Consider the following 16,632-nt stretch of genomic DNA (forward strand, 5'->3'; position numbering starts at 1 on the left):
CGGTCGTGATATCCGCCTCAGAAGGGATGCCCCATGGCGTCGCCGGAATACGAGGGCGATCCGAACGATCCGCTGGCCGGGCACCCGGGCGCGCTACGCCCGTTGAGCGGCGAACTGGTCGCCGCGGTGCTCGCCGCCCGGGGCCGGCCCGTGGGCCGGACCGAGGACGGCGAACTGGTGGGTCGCTTCGACGACAACATGATCTGGTTCCTCCGCCTCGGCGGGGACGGCGAGCTGCTCCAGGTCCGCACGATGGTCACTCCCACCTTCGGAATCGAGCAGGTGCCCGCCCTGTACGCGTTCTGCAACTCGTGGAACCACGACCGGCTCTGGCCCAAGGCGTTCGTGCACGTCGACGACGACGGTCGGGCCCGGGTCTACGGCGAGGTGGTCACCGACCTGGAACGCGGGGTGACCCCACACCAACTCGACCACCTGCTCGACTGTGGCATCTCCACCGGGTGCCAGCTCGCCGTGGCGGTCCGTCGACTGCCCGGCGCGGTGCCGTCGTGACCGGCCGGGACGAGTTCACCGGCAGTCGCACCGACCGGGCAGGCCACCGCGACGCGCCACCCACCGGTCCCGTCGACCCGGCCGCCCCGCCGGCCCTGGCTGTCGCGCTCTCCGACGCTCGGGACCTGCCCGACGGCCCGGCCCGGCAGGTGGCCCTGGAACGGCTCGCCGAACGCGCCGACGCCACCGGGGACGTCCGCTCCGGGGTGGACGCACGGTTCGCGCTCATCGAGGCGTACCTGCTGCACGGGGAGCGGTGGCGCCTGGTCGAGCCGGTCCGGCGGTGCCGGGCCGCCGCCGACCACCGGCCCGACCTGCTCACCGACGTCGAGTCCGGGCTGCTGCTGGGCTACCAGCGGTACGCGGTGGAGGCGCTGCTCGGCACCCCGCGGGTCGGGCTGGACCAGACCCGTGCCCTGCTGCACGACCTGGCCCACCGGGTCGGCGCGAACGGTCCGGACACGCCAACGGTCGCGGAGTTGCACTGCCGGATCGCCGACCACCTCGGCGACGAACCCACCGCCCGACACTGGTACGAGCGGTGGTCCGGCCGGCGGCCCGGCCCGGCCGGCGGCTGCCCCGGTTGCGCCCCGGCCCGGCGCGCGGAGCTGCTGGCCGGCTGGGGCGAGTGGCGAGCCGCGCTGGACGAGCTGCCGGCGACCGACGACGACCCGGAGGCCTGCACCGACCAGCCCGAACGGAATCTGGTCGCCAGCCTGCTGCCCGCTCTGCGGGTCGGCGAGCCAGAGCGGGCCGCGACGGCACACGTGCGGGCCTACCGCCGGCACCGGCGCGAGCCCGCCGCGTTCGCGCACCTCGCCACGCACCTGCGGTTCTGTGCCCTGAGCGGGCACGTGGAGCGCGGGCTGACCATCCTGGCCGAGCAACTACCCCGGTGGGACCGGCCCACCGACGACCTCGCCGCCATGGAGTTCGCCGCCGCCGGGGCGCTGGTCTGCGGTCTGGGCGTGGCGGCCGGGCTGGGCGGGCGAACGATGCCACGCCCGGCGTACGGCGGGCGGCCCGCCACCGAACCGGACGTGGCCAGCCTCGGCGCGCTGCTGCTGGGGGTGGCCAACGAGCTGGCCGGCAGCTTCGACGCCCGCAACGGCACCGGCCACCACTCCGGGCGGATGGCCGCCTGGCTCGCCGAGCGACCGCTCGCGGCGCCGGTCCCGCTACCCGCCGACGAGGAGCCGGACGGGTACGCCGAGGAGTCCGCCGGGGAGAGCGGGACGGACGGGCGGGAGCTGATGGCGCTGACCCTCGACCTGATCACCGCGTCACTGGACCGGCGCGGCGACGGATATCTGGTGGAGGAGGGCGACCGGGTCGTCGGCCGGTGGGACGGCGTGGTGATCCAGTTCCAGCGGGCCGGCGAACGCGGTGAGGTGCTGCACGCCCGTGCCATGGCCACCCGCCGGCTGCCGGCGACCCGCCGCGCCGAGGCGTACGCCTTCTGCAACGCCTGGAACCACGACCGGTTGCTGCCCAAGGCGTACGTGCACGACATCGGCGGGGAGTTGGTGCTGGCCGGGGACGTGGCCACCGACCTGGGCCACGGTGTGGCCCCGGCCCAACTGACGGTGCTCGTCGACGCCGCCATCGCCACCGGCGTCGCCTACGCCGAGGCGGTCGCCGCGCTCCCCTGAGTCGCACACCGGGTGCCTGGTCGCGGTACGGGCCGGGCCGGTCACCGACAACCACAGGGGGTGTCGGTGACCGGCCCGGTCAGCCGTGTGTCAGACCTCGACGACGGTAGGCACGATCATCGGGCGACGACGGTACTTGTCGTTGACCCACCGACCCACGGTCCGGCGGACGATCTGCTGGAGCTGGTGCGGATCGGTGATGCCGTCCGCCGCGGCCCGGTTGAGCGCCTCGGTGACCAGCGGGACCACCGGGTTGAACGCCTCCGGGTCCTCGGAGAAGCCCTTCGCGGACAGCGTCGGGCCGGCGACCACCTTGCCGGTGACCGAGTCCACGACCACTGTGGTGGCGATGAAGCCGCCGTCACCGAGGATCCGCCGCTCGGTGAGCAGCGACTCGCTGACGTCACCGACGGCGAGGCCGTCCACGTAGACGTACCGGCTCTTCACGTGCCCGACCAGTGTGGCGCGACCCTCGACCAGGTCGACCACGTCGCCGTCCTCGCAGATCACCACCCGGTCGGCGGCGACCCCGGACTCGATGCCGAGCCGGGCGTGGGCACGCAGGTGCCGCCACTCGCCGTGCACCGGCATCAGGTTGCTGGGGCGGACCACGTTGAGCAGGTAGAGCAGCTCTCCGGCGGGGGCGTGCCCGGAGACGTGCACCTTGGCCACGTCCTTGTGCACGACCACCGCGCCCGCCCGGGCGAGCCGGTTGATCACCCGGTAGACCGAGGTCTCGTTGCCGGGCACCAGCGAGGAGGCCAGCACGACGGTGTCGCCGGGGGCGATGGTGATGTGCCGGTGGTCGCCGCTGGCCATCCGGCCCAGCGCGCTCATCGGCTCACCCTGGGAACCGGTGGACATCAGCACGATCTCGTCCGGCGGCAGGGTGGTCGCCTCGTCGATGCTGATGACCAGGCCGGCCGGGATGTTGAGCAGGCCGAGGTCCCGGGCGATGCCCATGTTGCGGACCATGGACCGGCCGATCAGCGCGACCTTGCGGCCGTGCTCGCCGGCGGAGTCGAAGACCTGCTGCACGCGGTGCACGTGCGAGGCGAACGAGGCCACGATGATGCGGCCCTTCGCCTTCGCGAAGATCGAATCGAGCACCGGCCCGATCTCCCGCTCCGGGGTGACGAAGCCGGGGATCTCCGCGTTCGTGGAGTCGGACAGCAGGAGGTCGACGCCCTCGGCGCCGAGCCGGGCGAAGCCGGCCAGGTCGGTGATCCGGCCGTCCAGCGGCAGCTGGTCCATCTTGAAGTCGCCGGTGTGCAGCACCAGGCCGGCGGGGGTACGGATGGCCACCGCGAGAGCGTCCGGGATCGAGTGGTTGACCGCGAAGAACTCGCACTCGAACGGGCCGAGCCGCTCCCGGCCGCCCTCCCGCACGGTGAGCGTGTACGGCTGGATCCGCCGCTCCGCCAACTTCGCCTCGACAAGCGCGAGGGTGAACTGTGAGCCGACCAGCGGGATGTCGGGTTTGTGGGCGAGCAGGTACGGCACCGCGCCGATGTGGTCCTCGTGGCCGTGGGTCAGCACGATGGCCTGGACGTCGGCGAGTCGGTCCAGGATCGGACCGAAGTCGGGCAGGATCAGATCCACGCCCGGTTGCTCGACGTCGGGGAAGAGCACCCCGCAGTCGACGATCAGCAACTTGCCGTCGTACTCGAAGACGGTCATGTTCCGACCGATGGCGCCGAGCCCGCCGAGCGGGATGATCCGCAGGCCGCCTTCCGGCAGCGGCGGGGGTAGTTCCGCCTCGATGTGCGCCTCGGTCACGCGTCCACCTCATTCTGCGACGCCGTCACTCGGCGCCCATCGTGTCGTTCGTTCATTCGGGCAGCTCCAGGCCCGCTGCGGCGAAGTCCGCGCGCAGCTGGGCGATCTCGTCGGTGGTGGCGTCCACGAGCGGGGGGCGCACCGGGCCGGCCGGCAGGCCCAGCGACGCCAGACCCGCCTTCACCAGGATGGTTCCCTGGGTGCGGAAGATGCCGGTGAACAGCGGCAGCAGCCGCCGGTGCAGGGCAAGCGCGGCCGGCATGTCCCCCGCGTCGTACGCCTCGATCATCTGTGCGGTCAGCGCCCCGGTGAAGTGCGTCGAGGTGCCAACCACCCCCACGCTGCCGATGGCCAGCGCCGGCAGGGTGAGGGCGTCCTCGCCGCAGTAGAAGGCGAGGGCGGTCCGGCTGGTCACCCAGCCGGTGGCGATCAGGTCACTCTTGGCGTCCTTGACCGCGACGATCCGGCCGTGTTCGGCGAGCCGGACCAGCGTCTCGGTGTCGATCGGCACGCCGGAGCGGTGTGGGATGTCGTACAGCATCACCGGGAGGCCGGTGGCGTCGGCGACGGCGGTGAAGTGTCGCAGCAGCCCGGCCTGCGGCGGCTTGTTGTAGTACGGGGTGACCACCAGCAGGCCGTGTGCACCAGCCTTCTCGGCGGCGGTGGCCAGCTCGATGGTGTGCCGGGTGTCGTTGGTGCCGACCCCGGCGACCACCTTGGCACGGTCGCCGACGGCCTCCACCACCGCCCGGATCAGGTGTTCCTTCTCCGTGTCGGTGGTGGTCGGCGACTCGCCGGTGGTGCCGTTGACCACCAGCGCGTCGTTGCCCTGCTCGTCGACCAGGTGGCTCGCCAGCCGGGCGGCGCCGTCCAGGTCGAGCGAGCCGTCGGGGGTGAACGGGCTCACCATGGCGGTGAGCACCCGGCCGAAGGGGCGGGACGCCGGTCGGGCGGCGGCGTCGAGGTGGTCGTGCGTCATACCCTCCAACCTAGCGGACGACCAGCCGGGGCCCGCCGGGGAAGGGCTCAGGACGCCTCGTGCGGGCTGGCCGCCACTTCGGTGCCGTCCGGCAGCGTGGAGATCACGAAGTCGGCGAACACGTTCGGGGCGACCCCCTGCAGCTGGCGCAGGCACTCCACGGCCAGCTCACGGATCTCCACGTCGGCGTGCTCGGTGGCCCGCATCGCGATGAAGTGCCGCCAGGCCCGGTAGTTGCCGCTGACCACGATCCGGGTCTCGGTGGCGTTGGGCAGCACCGCCCGGGCGGCCTGCCGGGCCTGCTTGCGGCGCAGCGTCGGGTTCGGCTCGTCGGAGAAGCGCTGCTCAAGGCCCTCAAGCAACTCGGTGTACGCCTGAACGCTCGCCTCGGCGGCCGCCACGAACTTCTTGTGCAGCTCCGGGTCGTCGGCGATGACCGCCGGCTCGACCATGGCCGCGTCCCGTTCCGGGACGTAGCGCTGGGACAACTGGGAGTACGAGAAGTGCCGGTGCCGGATCAACTCGTGGGTGAAGGAGCGGGACACCCCGGTGAAGTAGAAGGTGACCGACCCGTGTTCCAGCACCGACAGGTGCCCGACGTCGAGGATGTGCGCCAGGTAGCCGGCGTTGGTGGCGGTCGCCGGGTTCGGCTTCTTCCAGGACTGGTAACAGGCCCGGCCGGCGAACTCGGCGAGGGCCTGGCCACCCTCCGCATCGGTCGACCACGGCACGTCGTCCGGGGCCGCGAACTGGGTCCACGCGATCAACTTGACCTGGGGCTGCACCATCTCCGGCATTCCTGGGACTGTAGTGGCCGTCGGTCCCTGGCCCAACTCGGGCTCGCGGTAGAGAAACCGCCCAGCTACCACCAAATCCGCGACGCTTACCCGACACCGTGGGGGTCGCAGGTGTCCAAGATCTCGACGACGCGCCGGCCCTCTGACAGCCCAGAGGGCGGAAGGGTCAGACGTAGAGGGAGGTGAACGGCGCCCAGGGCAGGTTGCGCAGCACCGAGAAGGCGAGCCACACGCCCATGAACCCGATGATGACCTTCGAGCTGATCTGCAGCTCCGGCAGTCGCCAACCGAACGCCTGGTTCGCCGCCCAGGCCACGAAGAGGTACGCGAGGAACGGCAGCGCGAAGACGAACAGGAAGTGGTGCCGGGCGGCGGCCGGCAGGTCGGCGTGCAGCACGTACCAGAGTGCGCGGGTGCCGCCGCAACCAGGACAGTCCAGCCCGGTGGTCAGCTTGAGCAGACAGGTGGGCGCGGCGTCCGGGGCGGCGTCGGCCGGGTCGCTGATCAGCGCGTAACCCATGCCCACGGCGACGCAACCGACCGCGGCCAGCGGCCCCACCCAGCGCGGCGAACGCTCGTTGAGCCGCAGCACGAAGCGGGTGAGCCGGTCCCCCGGGTGCTCACTCGGCGGGGTCATCGGCCAACCGGCCGGACCCACACCCGGCGAACCCACGCCGGCCGGACCCAGGCCAGCCGGATCGGCCGGGACGGTGTGTACCGCCCCGGGGGCGGGCTGCGGCTGGTCGACCGGACCGGGAGCGCTCGTCACGCGCTCACGGTACACCGGGCACGCCGGCCAACGCGGCGGTGAGCGGACCGGCCAGGTCGCCGGCCAGCGGCGGCGCCACCGCGTCCAGGCCGAGCCAGCCGGCGAGCCGGCGCAGCTCGGCGGCGAGCGCCACCGCGGTCTCCGCCGGGTCGGCGCCGGGCTCGATCCAGGCGGCCGGCACCAGCAGCACGCCGGCCTTGCGGTCGGCTTTCAGGTCGACCCGCGCGGTGAACCGGTCGTCCTGGAGGAAGGGCAACACGTAGTAGCCGTAGACCCGCTGCGGCGCGGGGACGTAGATCTCGATCCGGTAGCTGAAGCCGAACAGCCGCTCGGTGCGGGCCCGTTCCCAGATCAGCGGGTCGAAGGGGCTGACAAGTGTGTTGCCGCGAATCCACCGGGGCAGCCGGGCGGACGCGTGCAGCCAGGCCGGCTGACGCCAGCCCGCCACGGTGACCGGCACCAGCTCACCGGCCTCGGCCAGCTCGGCGACGGCCTGCCGGGCGCCGGCCAGCGGCAGCCGGAAGTAGTCGCGCAACTCCGGCTCGGCGGCCACCCCCAGCGACCGCGCGGCAAGGGCCACAAGCGTGCGGTACGCCTCGGCGTCGGTCGGGGTGGGCGCGGCCAGCACCGCCGCGGGCAGCACCCGCTCGGGCAGGTCGTAGCGGCGGGCGAAGGAGGTGCTGCGCTCCGCGGCGGTCACCTCGCCGGCCCAGAAGAGGAACTCCAACGCCCGTTTGACCGCCGACCAGTTCCAGCCCCAGTTGCCGGTCTCCCGCGGTGCGTCGTGCTCGATCTCGGCAGCGGTCAGCGGGCCTCGGGCGGCCACCTCGTCACGCACCCAGGCGACCAGGTCCGGCTGCTCCTGGGCGATCCGCCGCATGCCGCCCCAGGACTCGCTGTGCGCGCGGGCCATCCGCCAGCGCAGCATCGGGTGCAGCTCGACCGGCACCAGCGACGCCTCGTGGCCCCAGTATTCGAACAGCTCCCGTGGGCGGCGGTAGGCGGCCTGGTCGAGCAGCGTGGTCGGGTAGGGCCCGAGCCGGCTGTAGAGCGGCAGGTAGTGCGCGCGTTGCAGCACGTTCACCGAGTCCATCTGGATCAGGTTGACCCGGTCGAGCACCCGACGCAGGTGCCGGCGGGTGGGCACGCCGGCTGGCGCCGGGTCGGCGAAGCCCTGGGCGGCGAGCGCCACCCGACGAGCCTGGGCGAGCGAGAGTGATTCCGGTGCGGCCATCGTCGGCGACCTTAATTCATCGGTACGACGCCGGTGCGGGAAGCTGGACGTGACGACCAACGGGGCATAGAACGGTGCAATGCTGACCATCCGTCGGGAGGAGCCGGACGACGCCGAGGCGGTCGCCCGGGTGCACGTGCACGGCTGGCAGGCGGGCTACGCGGGCTTCATGCCGGACGAGGTGCTGGCGCGGCTGAACGTGGCGGCCTGGGCGCAGCGTCGCCGCGACCTCGGCACCGCCGACCCGGACCATCCGTTCACCACACTGCTCGCCGAGGTGGACGGGCTGGTCGTCGGCTTCACCACCTTCGGGCCGTACCGCCGCGACCAGGACCGGGACGACCTGGACCCGACGGTCGGCGAGGTGGTGGCGTTGTACGTGGAGCCGGCGTACTGGGGGGACGGGAGCGCCGCCGCTCTCCTGGCCGCCGCTCGGGCCGGGCTCGCCGAGCGGGGCTGGAGCGAATACCGGGCGTGGGTGCTGGCGGACAACCGGCGGGCCCGCCGGTTCTGCGCGCGGGCCGGGCTGTCAGCGGACGGTGAGCGGTCGACCTACCATGTGCCGCTCGCCGGTGGGCAACCCCCGGTCAGCCTTGTCGAGCTGCGGTACGTCGGGCTCCTCGACACCTGACCCGGGCGGGGTCAGCCAACCACGGATCGGCAGGAAGGCCAGCAACGCGAGGCTGATCCACACGTAGGCGTTGCTCCCCAGGAAGCCACCGAGACCGCTGAAGTCCTTCTCCCAGAACCAGACGGTCCGGCTGATCAGCAGCGCGTACCCGATGGTCGCGGCGACCAGCAGGACCCGCCGGCGGCGGCCGGCCGGCGCGGCCATCGCGTTGTCGACGAGCAGGATCAGCGCGGGCAGCAGCCAGACCAGGTGGTGCACCCAGGTGACCGGGCTGACCAGGCACATCACCGCACCGGTCAACGCCAGGCCGGTGGCCTCGTCACCGGCGGAGACGGCGGCCCGGGAACGCCAGGCCCAGAGCGCCAGGGTGCCGAGCACCAGCAGCAGCCACAGCAGGGTGCTCGGGTGCTCCGGGTCGAGTCGGGCGACCACCCCCCGCAGTGACTGGTTGGAGACGAAGGCGAGCTCCCCCACCCGTGCGGTGTTCCACAGCGCCTCGGTCCAGAACTCCCGGGACGCGTCCGGGAAGAGCGCACCGGCGAGCAGCGACACCCCGGCGGCCGTCCCGCAGGCGGTGAGCGCCGCCCGCCATCGCCCGGTCACCAGCAGGTAGACGATGAAGACGCCAGGGGTCAGTTTGATCGCGGTGGCGAGCCCGATGCCCACCCCGGCCCACCGGTTGCCGGCCGGCAGCAGCCGCAGCAGGTCCACCGCCACCAGGAAGAGCAGCAGCGTGTTGACCTGGCCGAAGTTGACGGTCTCCCGCATCGGCTCGAACGCGGCGACCAGGCAGAGCGCCACCGCGAGGGCGAACCACCGGGTCCAGCCGGCCCGGCGGGCGATCGGGTCGACCCACCACCAGATCAGTACCGTGGTGGTGACCACGCTGGCGAGCACGCTCACCACGATCGCGGCCGACCACGGCAGGTACGCCATCGGCAGCATCACCAGCGCGGCGAACGGCGGATAGGTGAAGCCGTACTGGGTGCCCGGCTTGAGGTAGTCGTAGATCTCCCCGCCGTCGTGCACCCACCAGGTCAACGCGCCGTAGTAGACCTTCAGGTCGAAGAAGCCGTGCCGCACCGCCGCGACGGCGAGGAACGCGGTGACCGCCGCGGCGAGCACCACAACCCCGACGACCTGCCCGGTCGTCCTCCTGGCACCCTGCGCCACCGTCGCCTCCCTCGCCCTGCGTAGGCTTCCGTCCCATGGCTCTCGGGTACGTCCGCCCGGCGCGTCCTGAGGACGCCGGCGAGATCGCACGCATCCAACTCGCGACCTGGCGGGTCGCGTACCGCCGGATCCTGCCTCGGCACGTGCTCGACAACCTGGACGAGGCGTTCCTCGCCCGGCGGTGGAACGCCGCGGTGCTGGAGCCGCCCTCGCGCGCGCACCGGGTGCTGGTCGCCGTCGAACAGGCCGAGCAATCGTATCTGGTGGGGTTCGCCGCCTCCGGGCCGGCCGACGCCGAGGCGCTGGCCCCGGACGAGCCGGCCGAGGCGCTCGGCCCGGGCGTGGCCGCGGTGACCGATCTGCTTGTGGAGCCGCGGTGGGGCCGGCGCGGGCACGGCAGCCGGTTGCTCGCCGCCGCCGTCGACCTGTGGCGGGAGGACGGGCTGAGCCGGGCGGTGGCCTGGGCGTTCGAGGGCGACGAGGCGACCCGGAAGTTCCTCACCAGCACCGGCTGGGAGCTCGACGGCGCGGCCCGTGCCCTGGACGTCGACGACATGCTCGTGCCCCAGGTACGCCTGCACGTGGGCGTTCCGACCGAGAAGGTCCCGACCGAGGACTGACCCGCCCCCTCCCGCGCCGGCGATCTTGCAGTTCCTGTTGTCGAGATGGACGGAATGTCCCTTACGTCGCGACAGTAAGTGCAAGATCGCGCGGGGATGTTGCCCGGCCCGGGCAGCGAGGCGGACGTGCGGACCGGTCAGTCGAGCAGGGCGTCCAGGGCGACGGTGAGACCGGGGCGGTTGCGCACCGCGCGGACGGCCAGCAGCACGCCCGGCATGAACGACACCCGGTCGTACGAGTCGTGCCGGATGGTGAGCGTCTCGCCTGTGGTGCCGAAGAGCACCTCCTGGTGGGCGACGAGCCCCCTGGCGCGCACCGCGTGGACGCGTACCCCGTCGATGTCGGCGCCGCGCGCACCCGCCACCTCGTCCTTTGTGGCGTCCGGGACCGGGCCGAGGCCGGCCTCGGCGCGGGCCTGGGCGATCTTCCGGGCGGTGTGCGTGGCGGTGCCGCTGGGGGCGTCCAGCTTGCCCGGGTGGTGCTGCTCGATGATCTCGACGGACTCGAAGTGTCGGGCGGCCCGCGCGGCGAACTGCATCATCAGCACCGCGCCGATGCCGAAGTTGGGGGCGATGACGACGCCCACGCCGGGCTTGTCGGCCAGCCAGCCGCGCACCTGCTCCAACCGCTCGGTGGTGAAGCCTGTCGTGCCGACCACCGCGTCGATGCCCTGGTCGACGCACCACCTGAGGTTGTCCATGACGACGTCCGGGGTGGTGAAGTCGACGACCACGTCGGCGCCGGAGGCGGCGGAGAGGTCGTCGCCCTGGTCGATGGCCGCGACCAGTTCGAGGTCGTCGGCGGCCTCGACCGCCTTGCAGACCTCGATGCCCATCCGGCCGCGCGCACCAAACACGCCGACCCGCAACGTCCCGGCCGGGGTCTTCTCCTGCTCGTCAGTCACGGGGCACAACCTATCCCAATCGGGACGCGCCCCTCGGGCCGGATCCGGTGCGCTCCACCGGCCGGGACGCCCCGACCGGGACGCCCTCGACGAGTCGGGCGGCAGACCTCAGACCGTGAAGTCGCCCGCGCCGAACGGGCCGACCACGGCCAGCGACATCGGCCGGCTGAGCAACTCGGCGGCGAGGACGTTCACGTCCTGCACGGTGACCTCGTCGACCCGGCGGAGCAACTCGTCCACAGGCATCAGGTCACCGTAGAGCAGCTCACCCTTGGCCAGTCGGCTCATCCGGGAACCGGTGTCCTCCAGGCCGAGCACGAACGAGCCCTTGCTCATCCCCTTACCCCGGGCCACCTCGGCCTCGGTCAACCCGTCGGCGGCCACCCGGGCCAGCTCGGCGCGGGTCAGGGCCAGCACCTCGTCCACCTTGCCCGGCGCGCAGCCGGCGTAGACGGCGAACAGGCCGGTGTCGGCGTACTGGCTGGCGTAGGAGTAGACCGAGTACGCCAGGCCGCGCTGCTCGCGGATCTCCTGGAACAGGCGGCTGGACATGCCACCGCCGAGCACGTTGTTGAGCACCCCGAGGGCGAAGCGCCGGTCGTCGAGGCGGTCGATGCCGGGGCAGCCGAGGATGATGTGCGCCTGCTCGGTCTCCTTCGGCTCCACCAGGGTGGTCGCCGCCTTGGTGCGTACCGCCGGGGTGGCCGCCCGGTACGGCGCCGGCGTGGCCGGGTCGCTGTCCAGTGGAGTGCCCCGCACCGCCTGGCGGACCATCTTGACCACCTCGGCGTGGTCCAGGTTGCCGGCGGCGGCGATGACGATCTGCGGCGCGGTGTAGCGGCCGCGGTAGAAGCTCTGGATCTGCTTGCGGGTCATCGGCGTGACGGTCTCGGCGGTGCCGGAGATCAGCCGACCCAGCGGGTGGTCGCCGTAGACGGCCTGGACGAAGAGGTCGTGCACCTCGTCACCGGGCTCGTCGTCGTGCATGGCGATCTCTTCCAGGATCACGCCGCGCTCGGTCTCGACGTCGGCCGGCTCCAGCAGCGAGTCGGCGACCAGGTCGCACATCACGTCGACCGCGAGCGGCAGGTCCTCGTCCAGCACGCGGGCGTAGTAGCAGGTGTATTCCTTCGTGGTGAACGCGTTCGTCTCACCACCCACCGCCTCGATCTGCGAGGAGATCTCCAGCGCGGTGCGCTTGTGGGTGCCCTTGAAGAGCAGGTGCTCGAGGAAGTGCGCGGCACCGGCCTGCGGGCCGGTCTCGTCGCGGGAGCCGACCGCCACCCAGACGCCGAACGAGACGCTGCGCATCGTCGGAATCGCCTCGGTGAGGACGCGCAGGCCGCTGGGCAGCACGGTACGTCGTACCGTGCCACCCAGCGGGTCGTCGCTGAGCGTCCGGGTCACCGCACGGGCGGTGCCGCCGGAGCGGCCCGTCCCATTCCCCGGGGACGCGGCCACCCCCCGTCGATCCGGTGGAAACGGCGCGCTGATGGCCCGACTCACGACTTGCTCCCGGTTCGACGAGGGGTGGGTGATGCGATGTACGACGATCAGCTGTGCCGGGTCCGGCGGCGCGGACGCTCGCCGCCCTCGCCACCCTCGCCGCCGCCGTTGCCGCCCTCGCCGCCACGCTCCGGACCACGGCCACCTCGGTCGCCGCCCCGGTCGCCGCCACGCTCGCGGTCGCCACGGTCACGCGGACCCCGGTCGCCCCGGTCCCGACCGGCCGGCCGGTCGCCGCCGGCGGCCTCACCGGCGGGCGGCGCCTCGGCGCCCTCCGGGCGGACCTTGTCGAGGTAGATCTTGCCGCGGGCGTCGATGTCCGCGATCTCGACCTCGACCCGGTCGCCGACGTTGAGGAAGTCCTCGACGCGCTCGACCCGCTTGCCGTCGCCCACCTTGGAGATGTGCAGCAGACCGTCACGGCCCGGCAGCAGCGAGATGAACGCGCCGAACGCGGCGGTCTTGACCACCGTGCCGAGGAACCGCTCGCCCTGCTTCGGCAGCGTCGGGTTGGCGATCCCGTTGATCCGGTCGACGGCCGCCTGGGCCGACGGGCCGTTCGTCGCGCCGACGTAGATCGTGCCGTCGTCCTCGATGGAGATCTCGGCGCCGGTCTCGTCCTGGATCGCGTTGATGGTCTGCCCCTTCGGGCCGATCACCATGCCGATCTTGTCGACCGGGATCTTGACGGTGGTGACCCGCGGCGCGTAGTCCGACATCTCGGCCGGAGCCTCGATCGCGGCCTTCATGACGCCGAGGATGACCTGCCGGGCCTCGTTCGCCTGCTGCAGCGCGGCGGCCAGCACGTCCGACGGGATGCCGTTGAGCTTGGTGTCGAGCTGCAGCGCGGTGACGAACTCCGGCGTGCCGGCGACCTTGAAGTCCATGTCACCGAACGCGTCCTCGGCACCGAGGATGTCGGTCAGCGTCACGTACTGGGTCTTGCCGTCCACCTCGTCGGAGATGAGCCCCATCGCGATGCCGGCGACCGGCGCCTTCAGCGGGACACCCGCGGAGAGCAGGCCCAGCGTCGACGCGCAGACCGAACCCATCGAGGTGGAGCCGTTGGAGCCGAGCGCCTCCGAGACCTGCCGGATGGCGTACGGGAACTCCTCGCGCGACGGCAGCACCGGGATCAGCGCACGCTCGGCGAGAGCGCCGTGGCCGATCTCGCGACGCTTCGGCGAGCCGACCCGGCCGGTCTCACCGGTCGAGTACGGCGGGAAGTTGTAGTTGTGCATGTAGCGCTTGCGGTTCTCGGGGGACAGCGTGTCCACCATCTGCTCCATGCGGAGCATGTTCAGCGTGGTGACGCCCAGGATCTGGGTCTCGCCCCGCTCGAACAGCGCCGAACCGTGCACCCGGGGCAGCACGCCGACCTCGGCGGTCAGCTCCCGGATGTCGCGCGGGCCCCGGCCGTCCATGCGGACCTGCTCGCGCAGCACGCGGTTGCGCACCTCGGACTTGGTGAGCGACCGGAAGGCAGCGCTGAGCTCCTTCTCCCGACCCTCGAACCGAGCGCCCAACTCCTCGGCGACGCGGGCCTTGACCCGGTCCAGGGCCTCCTCGCGGTCGGCCTTGCCGGCGATGGTGATCGCCTCGGCGACCTCGCCGCGGGCCAGCTCGGAGACGGCGTCGTACACGTCGTCCTGGTAGTCCAGGAAGACCGGGAACTCGGTGACCGGCTTGGCGGCGACCTCGGCCAGCTCGCTCTGCGCGCGGCACAGCTCACGGATCGCCGGCTTGGCGGCCTCCAGGCCGCTGGCGACGACCTCCTCGGTCGGCGCGGTGGCGCCGGCCGAGATCAGGGCGACAGCGTTCGGGGTGGCCTCGGCCTCGACCATCATGATCGCGACGTCGCCGTCCTCGAGGGTGCGGCCGGCCACGACCATGTCGAAGGTGGCGCGGGCCAGCTCCTCCAGGGTCGGGAAGGCGACCCACTGGCCGTCGATGTGGGCGACGCGGGTCGCACCGATCGGGCCGGAGAACGGCAGGCCGGACAGCTTCGTCGACATCGAGGCGGCGTTGATCGCCACGACGTCGTACGGGTGCTGCGGGTCGAGCGCGAGGATGGTCTCGACGACCTGGACCTCGTTGCGCAGGCCCTTCACGAACGACGGGCGCAGCGGCCGGTCGATCAGGCGGCAGGTGAGGATCGCGTCCTCGCTGGGCCGGCCCTCACGGCGGAAGAACGAGCCGGGAATGCGGCCCGCGGCGTACATCCGCTCCTCGACGTCGACGGTCAGCGGGAAGAAGTCGAACTGCTCCTTCGGGTGCTTACCGGCGGTGGTGGCGGAGAGAACGACCGTCTCACCCAGCTGGGCGATGACGGAACCGGCGGCCTGGCGAGCCAGCCGGCCGGTGGAGAAGGTGATCTCGCGGGTGCCGAAGGACCCGTTGTCGATCACGGCGGTGCGGGATTCGGTGCCGAGTTTGGTCTCGGTCATGTGCTGTCGTGCTCCTTCGCGTCGTGGGCCCACGACATCGGGGAGCTGCTCAGCCGGCCGGTCTTCGATCGAAGCGCCCGGGGGCCGGCTCGATGCCGGGGTTCCCGGGGGCCACTACCGGAGACCGGTACGCTGACCGGCTCCCTCTCGGGTGGTCGCGCGGCCCGTGTTTCTTCAGGTGGGACGCCGTACGGGGGAGCGGCCGGTCGGCCACTCCCCCGTCACGTCACCGGCGCAGGCCGAGCCGCTCGATGAGCGACCGGTAGCGGGCAATGTCCTTCTTCTGGACGTAGTTGAGCAGCCGACGGCGACGGCCGACCAGCAGCAGCAGCCCACGGCGGCTGTGGTGGTCGTGCTTGTGCACCTTCAGGTGCTCGGTCAGCTCGGCGATCCGCTTGGTGAGGACCGCGACCTGAACCTCCGGCGAACCGGTGTCGCCCTCGGCGGTCGCGTACTCCGCGCGGATGCTGGCCTTGGCTTCCTGGTCGAGCGCCATGTTCTCCCTGTTTCGATGGGTTGATCAAGTAGGTGTCCGTCGTCCCGATGGACCGGGAACGGACCGGTACCTCGCACCCGCGGCGTCGAGCAGGCACGCGAGGCCCCACGCCGGTCTCCCGACGTCTGGGCAAGACTACCAGCACTCGCCGGTAACACCCGGCGAAGGGCTCGGCGGCGCAGCCCACGGCGCTCAGGCGAGCGCGCGCCGGGTGCGTTCGACGTCCTGGTTCATCTGGGCGATCAACGGCTCGATCGAGTCGTACCGGATCTGACCGCGCAGGTGCGCCACGAAGTCCAGGGCCAGCCGCTCGCCGTACAGGTCACCGGCGAAGTCCAGCGCGTACGCCTCCACCCGCCGCTCCCGCCCGGAGAACGTCGGGTTGGTGCCCACCGACACCGCCGCCAGCAGCGGCTCGTGCTGCCCGCGACGGATCAGCCGGGCCGCGTACACCCCGTCGGCCGGGACCGCCGCGTACCGGTGGCAGAGCAGGTTGGCGGTGGGGAAGCCCAGTTCCCGCCCCCGCTGGTCGCCGCGGACCACCACACCTTCCAACCGGTGTGGGCGGCCGAGCGCGGCGGCGGCGGCGCCGACGTCGCCCGCGTCGACGCAGGAGCGGATGTACGTGGAGGAGAAGACGGTGCCGTCCTCGGCGACGAGCGGGCTGCCCTCCACCCCGAAGCCGAAGGTCTGACCGAGCCGCTCCAACAGCGCCACGTCGCCGGCCGCCCGGTGCCCGAACCGGAAGTTGCCGCCGACCACCACGAGCGCGCAGTGCAGGTGCTCGACCAGGACGTCGTGCACGAACTGTTCGGCGGGCAACCGGGAGAACTCCGGTGTGAACGGCACCACACAGAGCACGTCCACGCCGAGTTCCTCGACCAGTTCCGCCTTCCGGGCCTGCTCGGTGAGCACCGCCGGATGCGAACCGGGGCGGACCACCTCGGCCGGGTGCGGGTCGAAGGTGACCACCACCGACTGCACGCCCAACTCCCGCGCGCGGGCCACGGTGTGCCCGATGGTCGCCTGGTGCCCCTTGTGCACGCCGTCGAACACGCCGATGGTGACGACCGAGCGTCCCCACCCACCGGGCGCCGCGTCGTACCCCCGCCACCGCTGCATGCCGTTCCT

The 16,632-nt window shown here is 72.2% G+C and carries 15 protein-coding genes; 4 read left to right on the forward strand and 11 right to left on the reverse strand.

Annotation, left to right across the window (positions count from 1 at the left end; all coding sequences use genetic code 11):
* Positions 1-33 precede the first annotated feature (33 nt).
* Together ACPXBU_RS28795 and ACPXBU_RS28800 are read left to right on the forward strand one after the other, a co-directional pair.
* Positions 34-513: a YbjN domain-containing protein gene (locus ACPXBU_RS28795; RefSeq protein ID WP_393375286.1), complete on the forward strand. Its 480-nt coding sequence runs from the start codon at positions 34-36 to the stop codon at positions 511-513.
* Complete coding sequence (locus ACPXBU_RS28800) at positions 510-2,165, forward strand: YbjN domain-containing protein (RefSeq protein WP_425760493.1); 1,656 nt, start codon at positions 510-512, stop codon at positions 2,163-2,165. The genes ACPXBU_RS28795 and ACPXBU_RS28800 overlap by 4 nt, the downstream gene beginning before the upstream one ends.
* 90 nt (positions 2,166-2,255) lie before the next feature.
* Here ACPXBU_RS28800 and ACPXBU_RS28805 read toward each other — a convergent pair whose 3' ends face one another.
* From ACPXBU_RS28805 to ACPXBU_RS28825, 5 genes are all read right to left on the reverse strand, one after another.
* A complete protein-coding gene (locus tag ACPXBU_RS28805) occupies positions 2,256-3,944 on the reverse strand; it encodes a ribonuclease J (protein ID WP_327032393.1) in 1,689 nt (562 codons plus the stop codon).
* Positions 3,945-3,996: 52 nt separating this feature from the next.
* Positions 3,997-4,923, reverse strand: coding sequence for a 4-hydroxy-tetrahydrodipicolinate synthase (gene dapA / locus ACPXBU_RS28810; protein ID WP_393375283.1), 927 nt, complete (start codon positions 4,921-4,923; stop codon positions 3,997-3,999).
* A 47-nt stretch (positions 4,924-4,970) separates the two neighbouring features.
* Positions 4,971-5,711 (reverse strand): FAD-dependent thymidylate synthase, encoded by a 741-nt coding sequence (gene thyX / locus ACPXBU_RS28815; protein WP_355031682.1) that lies wholly within the window; start codon positions 5,709-5,711, stop codon positions 4,971-4,973.
* A 175-nt stretch (positions 5,712-5,886) separates the two neighbouring features.
* Entirely contained in the window at positions 5,887-6,489 is a 603-nt protein-coding gene (locus ACPXBU_RS28820) for a DUF2752 domain-containing protein (RefSeq protein ID WP_425760494.1), read from the reverse strand.
* A gap of 4 nt (positions 6,490-6,493) precedes the next feature.
* Positions 6,494-7,723 carry a winged helix-turn-helix domain-containing protein gene (locus ACPXBU_RS28825; RefSeq protein WP_425760496.1) on the reverse strand — a complete coding sequence of 410 codons (1,230 nt, stop codon included), beginning with the start codon at positions 7,721-7,723 and terminating at the stop codon, positions 6,494-6,496.
* A 79-nt stretch (positions 7,724-7,802) separates the two neighbouring features.
* Here ACPXBU_RS28825 and ACPXBU_RS28830 point away from each other — a divergent pair, with 79 nt between their 5' ends.
* The gene (locus ACPXBU_RS28830) at positions 7,803-8,354 is read left to right on the forward strand and encodes a GNAT family N-acetyltransferase (RefSeq protein ID WP_425760498.1); all 552 of its coding nucleotides are present in this window, start codon (positions 7,803-7,805) and stop codon (positions 8,352-8,354) included.
* Here the strand turns inward: ACPXBU_RS28830 and ACPXBU_RS28835 are convergent.
* Positions 8,253-9,527, reverse strand: coding sequence for a glycosyltransferase family 87 protein (locus ACPXBU_RS28835; RefSeq protein ID WP_425760500.1), 1,275 nt, complete (start codon positions 9,525-9,527; stop codon positions 8,253-8,255). The genes ACPXBU_RS28830 and ACPXBU_RS28835 overlap by 102 nt on opposite strands.
* A gap of 35 nt (positions 9,528-9,562) precedes the next feature.
* On the opposite strand from ACPXBU_RS28835, the gene ACPXBU_RS28840 reads away from it, so the two are divergent.
* The gene (locus ACPXBU_RS28840) at positions 9,563-10,147 is read left to right on the forward strand and encodes a GNAT family N-acetyltransferase (RefSeq protein ID WP_425760502.1); all 585 of its coding nucleotides are present in this window, start codon (positions 9,563-9,565) and stop codon (positions 10,145-10,147) included.
* A gap of 137 nt (positions 10,148-10,284) precedes the next feature.
* Here ACPXBU_RS28840 and dapB read toward each other — a convergent pair whose 3' ends face one another.
* The 5 genes from dapB to ACPXBU_RS28865 all read right to left on the reverse strand — a co-directional run bounded on the left by dapB (position 10,285) and on the right by ACPXBU_RS28865 (position 16,623).
* Positions 10,285-11,052: a 4-hydroxy-tetrahydrodipicolinate reductase gene (dapB, locus tag ACPXBU_RS28845; protein WP_425760504.1), complete on the reverse strand. Its 768-nt coding sequence runs from the start codon at positions 11,050-11,052 to the stop codon at positions 10,285-10,287.
* Between the two features lie 108 nt (positions 11,053-11,160).
* Positions 11,161-12,558 carry a M16 family metallopeptidase gene (locus ACPXBU_RS28850; protein WP_393375262.1) on the reverse strand — a complete coding sequence of 466 codons (1,398 nt, stop codon included), beginning with the start codon at positions 12,556-12,558 and terminating at the stop codon, positions 11,161-11,163.
* A gap of 47 nt (positions 12,559-12,605) precedes the next feature.
* A complete protein-coding gene (locus ACPXBU_RS28855) occupies positions 12,606-15,005 on the reverse strand; it encodes a polyribonucleotide nucleotidyltransferase (protein WP_425760506.1) in 2,400 nt (799 codons plus the stop codon).
* 226 nt (positions 15,006-15,231) lie between these two features.
* A complete protein-coding gene (gene rpsO / locus ACPXBU_RS28860; RefSeq protein ID WP_030337594.1) occupies positions 15,232-15,501 on the reverse strand; it encodes a 30S ribosomal protein S15 in 270 nt (89 codons plus the stop codon).
* Positions 15,502-15,693: 192 nt separating this feature from the next.
* On the reverse strand, positions 15,694-16,623 hold the full coding sequence (locus tag ACPXBU_RS28865; RefSeq protein ID WP_393375256.1) for a bifunctional riboflavin kinase/FAD synthetase: 930 nt from the start codon (positions 16,621-16,623) through the stop codon (positions 15,694-15,696).
* Positions 16,624-16,632 lie beyond the last annotated feature (9 nt).

The organism is Micromonospora sp. DT231 (assembly GCF_049847025.1).
Taxonomy (GTDB): Bacteria; Actinomycetota; Actinomycetes; order Mycobacteriales; family Micromonosporaceae; genus Micromonospora.